The sequence below is a fragment of the Paenibacillus sp. P4_A7 genome (genome assembly GCF_056402455.1).
The window spans coordinates 1-11,217 of the sequence record NZ_JBFUHJ010000158.1; the positions used below are offsets into that span (position 1 = coordinate 1).

Genomic DNA, 11,217 nt, shown 5'->3' on the forward strand with positions numbered 1-11,217 from the left:
GTCCCAATACGATCTGTACGCCGTCGAGAGTTTCGATCATGAGCGGTATGCATCTTTCACGACATGGATCTTATAACATTGGAACGACTACTAGTCATTATTCCACATGGATAAGTACGCTTTTGCGAGAGCACGGCTATCGAACGCATCATGTAGGCAAAGCACATTGGCATCCATGGGGTTCGGAGAGTCCAGAGACGATGGAAGTGGATGAACTCGGGACACCATTTTACGATTTCAGTGGGTTTGAAACAGCAGAGTTAAGCTTAGGCCACAACACTTATGGCGTGACCAGTCATTATGCTCATTTGGTGAAACAAAAAGGCTTTGATCCGAAGAGTTTTGCGAGTAACCGTATATTCGATGTGGATGCTAATGATACCGGCGATTGGAATATACCGCTCGAGGTTCATCAGGGAAGTTGGATTGCTGAATCCGCGATTGATTTTATGAAAAATCAAGAGGGAGATCGTCCATTCTTTCTTAATTTGGGCATTCAAGATCCACATCACCCTCATGTACTGCCCGTACAATTTACCAATCGAATTGATCCCGCAGCTATTCCATTGCCGGATAATACGAATGACAGAGAGACGGACTACGCAGATCATATTCCGCTATTTCATGATGGCCGAATTGTTGAGAGTAGATTTAACGGACCTCACGTGATGGCTGGCAATGGTGCTGTTGCTTGGAAGCCTTATTTTGAGGAAGAAGAGAAAACCCGGTTAACCCGTGCTTATTATTATTCGATGGTGCAGCTGATAGATGAGCAGCTGGGCCGTATACTGGACGCTTTAGATTCACTGGGCCTGACTGATGATACATTGATCATCTTTACAAGCGACCACGGTGAAATGCTGGGCGATCACAGCATTGGTCAAAAGGGACCTCTTATATACGAAGGCGTTACTCATATTCCACTGTTGGTCCGATATCCGAAGGGATTTGCTCCTTGCGAGGTGGAGGAAGTGGTATCCTTAGTCGATCTGTTGCCTACGATTCTGGACTTTGCAGCAATTGAGGATCATATGAAGCGAGACGGGATTAGCTTGAAGCCTCGTTTAACGAATGGAGAGCCGCTATCGCGAAATGGGGTTCGCATCGAGTACAAGGAGGAGCCAGACCGGATTCGATATAAATGCTGGGTAACGGCGGAGTGGAAGCTGGCCATATATTTGGGAGAAATGTTCGGAGAGCTTTACCATTTGGAGGAAGATCCAGGCGAGAAGCACAACTTATTCCACGTGCCGGAGTATCAGCAGGTAAAATTAAAGCTAATGATTGAGCTTCTGAACGACATGGAACGCAGCGAGCCAGTGAATAGCAGATCAAGCAGAGTTTAATGATTAATAATTGAATCATCCACTATAATATGGATTATTTTAATTTAAAGGAGTGCATAACATTTGCGACAGCATGATACGGATAAACCCAATATAATTGTTATTTTGAGTGATGATCAGGGAGCTTGGGCAATGGGCTGTGCAGGCAATAAAGAAATTCGGACACCGAATTTAGATCGTCTAGCAGCCGAAGGAATGCGGTACTCTAGCTTTTTCTGCACATCGCCTGTTTGCTCTCCTGCTAGAGCATCCTTATTAACGGGAAGAATGCCTTCACAGCATGGCGTTCATGACTGGATCCGCGAAGGAAACGTTGGAGAAAACGCCATTGAATATTTGCAGGGACAAACCTCTTATACGGAAATTTTGGCTAATAATGACTATAATTGCGGGATAAGCGGCAAGTGGCATTTGGGCGACAGCATCAATCCTCAAAAAGGATTAACCCATTGGTATACTCATCAATCAGGCGGCGGTTATTATTATAATGCTCCAATGATTAGAGAAGGCGAGCTCGTTACTGAATCGGGCTATTTGACGGATGTTATTACGGACGATGCACTGAGTTTCTTAGAGAATCAAAAGCAGGAAGAGCCCTTTTATTTGAGTGTGCATTATACATCACCACATACACCTTGGATCGATAGCCATCCGCAAGAAATTGTGGATTCCTATGACGATTGTTTATTTGAGTCTTGTCCGGAGGAGCCATTACATCCTTGGCAGCTTCGAAATGAGCCATACTGGGACAATCGCAAGGAAAATTTAAAAGGATATTATGCAGCAGTTACTGCGATGGATCAAAATATCGGCAGAATCATCGACAAATTAGATGAGATGGGTGTACGCGAACAAACGTTGATTTGCTTTCTTAGCGATAACGGCTTTAACTGCGGTCATCATGGAATATGGGGCAAGGGCAATGGGACGTTTCCACTAAACATGTTTGATACCTCTGTAAAGGTACCTGCTATTTTTTCTCAGCCGGGTCGCATACCACAAGGTCAAGTATGTGATGAGCTAGTAAGCGGCTATGATTTTATGCCAACCATTCTTGAATATGCGGGCTTGCACCATCCAGTAATGGACAATTTACCAGGGAGAAGCTTCCTACCGTTGCTGCTCGGTAATGAAAAAAATGTTCATGATCACGTTGTGATTTATGACGAATATGGTCCTGTTAGAATGATTCGAACAAGGGAATGGAAGTATATTCACCGTTATCCTTATGGACCTCATGAGCTCTATCATGTGGCGATTGACCCTGATGAGAAGCTCAATGTAATCGATGATCCTGCTTGCAGTGAAATAAGGATGGAAATGAAGGCGAAGCTTGAGAAATGGTTTGTCCATTATGTCGATCCTGCCTTAGACGGCACTCACGAAGCGGTATACGGTCTCGGTCAGCTAAATCTAGCGGGGCCTGCCGGAAAAGGGAAAAAGGCTTATGCGGAATTTGAATAGTAATGAAGTGATGTCTGATTAATTCGAACAATCGGAGAAGCGCCTAAGGGCGCTTTTTCTAATAGAAAGTTTAGAAGATTGATGAGGTAATTAATAGAGTAAACAATTCTGTTCAATTGCTTTTTGGTTTAATTGAAGTTCATTCATATAGTCTTTTATTTTTAATTGCAGCTTTTGTACAATTAACATTTTCATATCATTTACTTGGTCTTCGATACAAAATGCGGAACAAGAGAGAAAGCCATTGGTATAGGATTTTGACTCTTCAACAACCGTATTTAATTTCTCTTTGTAGATCCTCTTTACGGGACCATTTTCTGGTTTGATTTCATAATATCGATTGGTCTCAATGAGCAATTTCCAAGGGCTAACCTTGATGTCAAACTGACCCTTTTCCAATTCGGCTGAAACCTTAAAGATTCTAATCTGACTGCTCATGATGATAATAATCCCCCCACACACTTAAACTTTAAAAGTATACATTTTTTCGGACCATGTTATTTTATTACATACTTATACGGATTACAACACAAAAAAAGGTAATTTTACCATTCCTATTTTTGCAGTGTGAATCAATAGAAATTTTAAAAAAGTAGCTGCGATGTATTTGTCGTTTTCTTTTATAGCGACTTCTTTCATTTCACGCTATAATGATAGGGCATTATTCACGTTGGGAAACTTTAGGAGGAGTAATTGTGAGCAACCGTCCTAATATTTTGTTTATTTCAGTAGATCAGATGCGAGGCGATTGTCTTAGCATAYTGGGTCATCCTGCTGTAGAAACACCGAATATTGATCAGCTGGCACGGAGAGGTGTTCTTTTTCAAAATGCGTATTCCTCGACTCCTTCATGTTTGCCTGCTCGCGCTGCTATCTTTACAGGAATGAGCCAGCGCTCACATGGAAGAGTAGGATATGAAGAAAAGGTAACCTGGAACTACGAGCATACACTTCCGGGAGAATTGGCTAATGCCGGCTATCATACCCAGTGTATCGGTAAAATGCATGTAGCGCCTACGCGTAATTTAATGGGTTTTCACAATGTAGTGCTTCATGACGGATATTTGCATCACAATCGTATGAAAAAAAGTACGAACGTAGCAGAATCATTCGATCATTGTGATGACTATTTGCCTTGGCTTCGTGAGCGGGCGGGCGCTGCACTTGATTTAACCGATCTTGGTCTTGATTGCAACGCATCGACTGTAGCAAGGCCATGGCATTTGCCAGAAGCTTTGCATCCGACCAATTGGGTCGTCACACAATCGATTGATTTCTTGCGCCGCAGAGATCCACAGAAACCATTTTTTCTCTGGATGTCGTTCGTAAGACCTCATCCACCATTCGATCCACCGCAAGTCTACTTTGATATGTATAAGGATCTTGATTTCCCGGAACCCGTAATCGGAGACTGGGCCCAGCAAGAGGATGCGAATAGGGATGGCTTGAATCCCATCACCCAATCAGGCAAGGTGCCTGCTCAACGGTTGAAGCGTGCAAGAGCTGCCTATTATGCGTTGATCACACATTTAGATGATCAGATCGGGCGTTTCATGCAATCGCTTGAGGAGTACGGTGAACTGTATAACACAGTGATTGTATTTACATCTGATCACGGTGAGATGCTTGGCGATCATCATTTGTTCAGGAAAGCGCTCCCATATGAGGGAAGTGCGAAAGTACCGTTTATTGTTTCTGATCCAGGAGGCCAACTCGGAGCTAAACATGGACTGGAAGTCTCTCATGTAACAGAGCTGCGTGATATTATGCCTTCTTTGCTGCATGCAGCGGGTGTAGATATACCGGAGACAGTGGACGGAACGAGCTTAGTTCCACTGTGCAGAGGCGAACAGCCTGATTGGCGCAGTCACATTCATGGGGAACATGCCTATGGCAAGTTGTCGCATCACTACGTGACGGATGGTCGAGAAAAGTATATTTGGTATTCGCAGACTGGCGAAGAGCAGTACTTTGATTTGGCTAAGGATCCAAATGAGCTAGTTAATCAAATCACTAATGTGGACTATTCCCATCACATCCAGATGTGGAGAGATCGATTAATTAGTGAGCTGGAAAATAGCGAAGAAGGATATGTGAGTGAAGGCGAGCTCGTCGTAGGTCGCACACCGCAGTCATGCTTGCAGCATATCAGATAAAGTTGAATTCATTATCAAACATATAAGATTGATTATATCGCATATATGAGGGGATGAGCAGTGTGACTACGTTTGGAATAGAAGGAAATCAATTTGTTTTCGAAGGAAAACCGATGTTGGTATTGTCAGGTGCGATCCATTATTTCCGCGTCGTGCCCGAGTATTGGGAGGACAGGCTCCTTAAGCTGAAAGCTTGTGGGTTCAACACCGTTGAAACGTATGTGGCATGGAACGTGCATGAGCCGAAGGAAGGTCAATTTGAGTTCGATGGGTTGGCTGATATCGAGGCGTTTGTACGTCTTGCAGGCGAGCTCGGACTTCATGTAATCGTGAGACCAAGTCCTTATATTTGCGCGGAATGGGAGTTTGGCGGTCTTCCAGCTTGGCTGCTTGCGGATGACAATATGAGGCTTCGTTGCTTTGATCAGAGCTATCTAGATAAGGTTGACGCTTATTTTGACGAGCTGCTGCCGCGTTTGAAGCCATTGCTATGCACAAATGGCGGACCAATTATTGCGATGCAGATCGAGAATGAATATGGCAGCTACGGGAACGACAAGAAATACTTAGGATATATTCGAGATGCAATGATCGAGCGTGGCATGGATGTGTTCCTATTTACCTCGGACGGACCAGAGGATCACATGCTGCAGGGCGGTATGGTCGATGGCGTGTTTGAAACCGTTAACTTCGGCTCAGGAGCTGATTATGCATTCAAAAAGCTGCGGGAATATCAGCCGGAAGGTCCGCTTATGTGCATGGAGTTCTGGAATGGTTGGTTCGACCATTGGATGGAGGAGCATCAATCCCGTCCAGCTGCGGATGTAGCTGCGGTGCTGGAGGATATGCYGAAGGAAGGTGCCTCAGTAAACTTCTACATGTTCCATGGCGGCACGAATTTCGGCTTTTATAACGGAGCTAATCATGTTCAGAAATATGAGCCTACCGTAAATAGCTATGACTATGACACCCTCTTAAGTGAGTCTGGCGATCCGACTGAAAAATTTTATGCAGTTCGGAAAGTATTGGAGCGTTTTGTGGAGCTGCCTGAGCTGCAATTGCCTGAACCGATTAAGAAACGTGCATATGGAGAAGTACGGATTAATGAGACAGCCGGCTTATTCGATCAATTAAAGCACTTATCATCCCCGGTTCAAAGAACTTGTCCGGACCCAATGGAGAAGATCGGACAGGAATATGGTTTCATCGTATACTCCACGCGGATTACCGGTCCAAGAAGAGGGCAGAAGCTGACGCTTCAGGATGTGCGTGATCGGGCGCTAGTGTTTGCAGATGGTGTTTATGTAGGTACGGTAGAGCGGTGGAATCCGATTGCTCTTCCGCTTGAAATTCCGTCAGAGGGTGTTCGTCTTGACATCTTAGTAGAGAATATGGGGCGCGTCAATTACGGTCCACTTATGCGCGACCGTAAGGGCATCACGGAGGGCGTGCGATTAGACAATCAATTTTTGTACGACTGGACGATTTATCCGCTTCCACTGGATTCACTTGATGCTCTTTCATTCAAGCCAGCGGGAGTTGGTCAGCAAGTTGAACCGAATCAGCCTACTTTCCATCGGGGTACGTTCATGGTCGAGGAAAAAGCAGATACCTTCATACGGTTGGATGGATGGGTTAAGGGAAGCGTGTTCCTAAACGGATTTAACCTAGGACGATACTGGGAAGTAGGTCCGACACATACTTTGTATATTCCTGCTCCTTTGCTTCGTGATGGCGAGAATGAGCTGGTTGTATTCGAGCTTCACGGCACGGAGGCTCCTATTATTACGCTGACAGATCAGGCAGATTTGGGTTAATGACATAGAGCGAGTTATAAGAAGATAGAAGGGGCTGTAACTCAAGGTTTTTGACCTTTTGGGACAGCCCCTTTAATTTCACCATTATTAACCGAACCGATAATCTCCATGTGGATAACGAAAGGTGGATGGTTTGTTAATACTTGCAACCGCAAACTCGCCCGATGGCTTATATTCGTATGGTTTCTCGTCCCCGGTATAGTTGGCCGCTTTCCGAATCTCGATACATTCTAGCAGAACTTGTTGCTTAAGAGCTAGATATTCCCGATTATGTGGTCCGAACTCTAACTCAATTTCTCCAGGGCGGAATTCATAATATATCGTTCTACGAAGCGCATTTCCATCACCACTCGGTGATCCGTGAACAACCGTAATGTCATGGAAAATGGCGTCTCCTGCTTCCAATGGTACCGGAATGGCATCGGACGTCTCGAAGCCTGGCTGATTGCAACGTTCATTCGAGGTATCAACGGTCCAGCGGTTGCTGCCGGGAATGACCCATAAACAGGTTTTAATATCTGCAGAATCTAGGTAGAAGTCGACATTGAATATAGGGCGATCATCTTTGCAGCCTTCGGGACGTTGAGCGTCACGATGCCATGGAACAATTATCCCTTCATTAGGCATTTTGAGCACCATCGAGTCCCAAGTGGGGATGAAATTATTACCTTGAAGCTTCTCAACGGAATTCAAGACAAATGGATGGGCTAGCAGAGCTCTGGCGGGAACACTTTTATCGACAACGTATTCGATGCGCTTGAGTACTTGTCCGCCGGTTTTCGTCCCTTTACCATATAGGTAGTCATCGTCACCGTCTACCCCATTCTGCCCATGTTCAAGTAAAGTTTGCATCTCGTTCTGTAGGAGTTGCAATTCCTTGTTCTTAAGAAGGTTTCTAATGACGAGAAATCCGTTTTCCTTAAAAAATTGCGCTTGTGCTTCTGTGATTTCCAATTGGGTGTTCGCATCCGCTACCAGTATGTTATAGTTGGCTTGTGACATCATATGCACTCCCTTTATCGTATTTAGTGAACTTCTTTTACAAGCGTAAACGGCTTGCGCCGTCTTCTAGCGGCAAAGCAAAGTTTCGCGGTGAATTATAAGCATAATATAAGTATCAAACTTATAGATTCTTATAATTTCATAATAGATCCTTTCTAGCGGAAAGTATTTAGACGAAAAGAACGAATCGGTTGCCAAAATCACGCAGACATTGCATTGATGTTTGTTTACAATAAGTGAAAGCAGGGAAATCCTTGAAGAACACAAACGATAATTCGAACATAAATTTAGTTGATATGAATCCTTCGGATACGTTAGTTTGGATGAATGATTATTATTGCCCCCCCTATATCACGCTTGCGCATACTTTCCATGCCCCTGAAGGCTGGATGATTGAGAATAGAACGTTAAAGCAGTATGCCTTGCAATATGTGATTAATGGAATGGCGGAATATCCTGTAGCGGGGAATAGTTACACGACCATAAAAGGAGATCTGTTATTTCATCGCCCCGGTGAACTACATTCCATTCGTACAGTTGAAAATCAACCTTATGTTTGTCTGTCCATCGTGTTCCACTTCGGACAAACCTCCCTCCCGTTCGAAGAGCTGTTTCAGGATCGGCACTTGTTAGGCAATTTCACGGGTCACCCCGTCGAACGTAAACTCGCCGAGATTATTGGGCAATACAGCCAGCCTGGTCTTAATCGACAGATGAGATGCCAGGGATTATTAATGGAAGTGCTTTCTGAAGCAAGCCTAGTCAACGGCCGAGAAGAGGAAAATGCTGGCGGCGCATCTAATCACGCTAAGCTCGTTTTACTAAAAAACTATTTGCTTAATCATTATCATAAAGAAGTCAGGCATAGTGATCTCGAGAGTGCGACTGGGCTTAGCCGTAACCATATTATTATGATTTTCAAAAAAAAATTCGGTATGACACCTATGCAGTTCTTAACTTGGGTACGTATCCAGAAGGCTAAAGAGCTTGCCATTCAAACCGATCTTTCTGTAAGCGAAATTGCAAGGAACGTTGGCTATTCGGACGTGCATACGTTTGGTAAGATGTTCAAGAAAAATACGGGATCGAACTTGACACAATTTTGCAATACATTAACGACCGATTATTTAAATACTAGGCCTCGCATCGTACCGCAAAAAGAGGAGAAGAAAGAAAATGGTTGAAATAATCATTTAATAATAGGAATAAACGGTTGACCTTTAGGTGTTACCATACTATAATTCCGTTTATTATTATAAATCGAATAAGCGATGAAAAGAACTTGAGCTATTTTACACTGACTCTTAGAGAAGTATAAAAACGGATTAAACCGTTATACTAACAAGTGGAAACAAGTAAGTTTCAAATTAGGGTGTTACCTTGTGAAAAGCCACGTCCCTATCGTTAAAGATAGTGATGTTGCTTTTTTTTGTTTAATAATTGGTCTTATAGATAATAAAGATTGGATGGATTAGGTTGCAAACATCAGAGCAATGGTCATCGAGGATTGGTTTTATTTTATCAGCAGCAGGTTCGGCTATAGGAGTAGGCGCAATATGGAAGCTTCCTTATGTTACAGGTATAAGTGGGGGAGGAGCATTCTTTCTTCTATTTATTTTATTTGTTTTGTTTATGGGTTTTCCAATGTTGTTAGCAGAGTTTGTTATCGGTAGAAGTACACAAAAGGAAGCAATTAGTGCATATCGTAGTTTAGCTCCTAATAGTAATTGGCATTGGATCGGAAAGATGGGTGTATTCACCAGTTTTCTTTTATTGTCTTTTTATAGTGTCATTGGTGGTTGGATTGTTATCTATTTTGCAAAAGGTTTGTTTGGCGGAATAATTAGCGAGGGAGCAAATTATGGATCCGTCTTCAACCTGACAATTGGAAATCCCACCTTGGTTATTGCAGCTCAATTTGTCTTTTTGGCAATTACAGTCATCGTTGTAGCAAAAGGGGTTCAAAATGGTATTGAAAAAGTGAGTAAAATATTAATGCCCGCTTTATTTATACTATTTATTGTTCTAATCATTCGCTCACTTACACTGGATAACGCTATGGAAGGCGTGAAATTCTTCCTGGCACCTGATTTCTCAAGAATCACATCTCAAAGTATTCTGTTTGCGATGGGTCAAGCTTTTTTCACCTTAAGTGTCGGAATATCAGTAATGGTTACTTATAGTTCCTATCTTTCAAAGAAGGAAAGCTTAATTCAACCGGCTATTTCAATCGTTGCAATGAATGTACTGATTGCTTTATTAGCAGGATTAGCAATCTTTCCCGCAGTATTTTCACTAGGCTTAGAACCATCTGAAGGACCTGGCTTGTTGTTTGTTGTATTGCCTGCTGTGTTTGATCAAATTGTTTTTGGCGAAGTTTTCTTATTAGGTTTTCTAGCCTTATTTTTATTTGCCACATTAACTTCGGCCTTTTCTATGTTAGAAATTATTGTAGCATCTATAGTGAAAGGAAAAGAGGAGAAGCGATCGAAATATGCATTTATTATTGGTGCATTAGTTTTCGTAGTAGGCATTCCCTCTGCATTATCTTATAGTGTTTTTGCTGATATTTTAATCTTCTCGAAGAGTATATTTGATTCAGCGGATTATTTAGTTAGTAATATTCTACTGCCACTTGGCGTATTTTTAATTTCTATTTTCGTATCACTTAAGATTAAGAAAAGCACTTTGCGAGAGGAACTATTACAGCATTCTCGTTTAGGGGCCACTGCATTTCATATATGGTTTTTTATAATGAGGTACGTTATTCCTATAGCAATTATCATCGTATTTCTTGATAGTACAGGCATACTTGATAAGTTTTAAGCGCTTAATAGAAGAGAAACAGAAAGTACGGCAAAACCCCTTTGGATAATTACATCTAAAGGGGTTTTTGTCGTTTGCCCATCAAACGTTTGGATCTGATGTGGTAGCCCTTTTTATAGATGGCCTTATTAAATTATCCTGCCCTTTCGTATCATGAGGATCAACCATTTCTTTTTGGTTGATCCTATGGGACTGGGAGATATGTTGGAAGTATCCCACATCGCCCATCATCGCGTCAGCAATCGTCAGAAAATCTTCGATTCCGATCTCAAAATGACCATAGCGGAAGTTATATCCCCAATTTCGATTCCCTCGTGTGAAGGAAAGCTGATCTAATAGAGCGGCAATCCTCACTTCGCGACACGGAATATAGCGGATATTCCGGCGGAATGGCACAAAGGATTCGGACATCTGATATTCGTAGACTCTGTCATCCGCAACCTGTCCAATTGCGGTAAATGCTTGGAGCACCTCCCCCTTCGACAAGTCCGTTCGTGGAGAGTAGTATATCAACCAATCACTGGGAGACATCCGACGCAAAGGTGCTGACTTGCCATGGCAGAGCTGGGCGAATCCACCCAGCACCCCCCGTTTCACATGAGAAGC

Annotated in this window: 9 protein-coding genes; 6 read left to right on the forward strand and 3 right to left on the reverse strand. The window is 42.9% G+C overall.

Annotation, left to right across the window (positions count from 1 at the left end; genetic code table 11):
* Window positions 1-1,346: sulfatase family protein (locus tag AC1DWN_RS18345; protein ID WP_477560350.1), on the forward strand; the 1,346-nt coding region annotated here is incomplete at its 5' end.
* 63 nt (window positions 1,347-1,409) lie between these two features.
* Window positions 1,410-2,810, forward strand: coding sequence for a sulfatase family protein (locus tag AC1DWN_RS18350; RefSeq protein ID WP_477560351.1), 1,401 nt, complete (start codon window positions 1,410-1,412; stop codon window positions 2,808-2,810).
* 90 nt (window positions 2,811-2,900) lie between these two features.
* Here AC1DWN_RS18350 and AC1DWN_RS18355 read toward each other — a convergent pair whose 3' ends face one another.
* Complete coding sequence (locus AC1DWN_RS18355) at window positions 2,901-3,248, reverse strand: hypothetical protein (protein WP_477560352.1); 348 nt, start codon at window positions 3,246-3,248, stop codon at window positions 2,901-2,903.
* Window positions 3,249-3,505: 257 nt separating this feature from the next.
* Between AC1DWN_RS18355 and AC1DWN_RS18360 the strand changes: the two genes are divergently transcribed.
* A complete protein-coding gene (locus tag AC1DWN_RS18360; protein WP_477560353.1) occupies window positions 3,506-4,966 on the forward strand; it encodes an arylsulfatase in 1,461 nt (486 codons plus the stop codon).
* 62 nt (window positions 4,967-5,028) lie between these two features.
* Window positions 5,029-6,783, forward strand: a complete 1,755-nt coding sequence (locus AC1DWN_RS18365) for a beta-galactosidase (RefSeq protein ID WP_477560354.1) — start codon at window positions 5,029-5,031, stop codon at window positions 6,781-6,783.
* An 87-nt stretch (window positions 6,784-6,870) separates the two neighbouring features.
* On the opposite strand, the gene AC1DWN_RS18370 is transcribed toward AC1DWN_RS18365, so the two are convergent.
* Window positions 6,871-7,788 (reverse strand): phytanoyl-CoA dioxygenase family protein, encoded by a 918-nt coding sequence (locus tag AC1DWN_RS18370; RefSeq protein ID WP_477560355.1) that lies wholly within the window; start codon window positions 7,786-7,788, stop codon window positions 6,871-6,873.
* Window positions 7,789-8,039: 251 nt separating this feature from the next.
* Here AC1DWN_RS18370 and AC1DWN_RS18375 point away from each other — a divergent pair, with 251 nt between their 5' ends.
* Together AC1DWN_RS18375 and AC1DWN_RS18380 are read left to right on the forward strand one after the other, a co-directional pair.
* Window positions 8,040-8,969 carry a helix-turn-helix domain-containing protein gene (locus AC1DWN_RS18375; RefSeq protein ID WP_477560356.1) on the forward strand — a complete coding sequence of 310 codons (930 nt, stop codon included), beginning with the start codon at window positions 8,040-8,042 and terminating at the stop codon, window positions 8,967-8,969.
* A 292-nt stretch (window positions 8,970-9,261) separates the two neighbouring features.
* Complete coding sequence (locus AC1DWN_RS18380; RefSeq protein WP_477560357.1) at window positions 9,262-10,611, forward strand: sodium-dependent transporter; 1,350 nt, start codon at window positions 9,262-9,264, stop codon at window positions 10,609-10,611.
* Between the two features lie 81 nt (window positions 10,612-10,692).
* On the opposite strand, the gene AC1DWN_RS18385 is transcribed toward AC1DWN_RS18380, so the two are convergent.
* Window positions 10,693-11,217, reverse strand: a 525-nt coding sequence (locus AC1DWN_RS18385) for an EVE domain-containing protein (RefSeq protein WP_477560358.1), incomplete at its 5' end; no start/stop codon positions are given.

What these genes read in the sequence shown, in the direction of transcription:
- AC1DWN_RS18355 (WP_477560352.1), bottom strand. Translation starts at nt 3,248, where the DNA reads ATGAGCAGTCAGATTAGAATCTTTAAGGTTTCAGCCGAATTGGAAAAG.
- AC1DWN_RS18370 (WP_477560355.1), bottom strand. Translation starts at nt 7,788, where the DNA reads ATGATGTCACAAGCCAACTATAACATACTGGTAGCGGATGCGAACACC.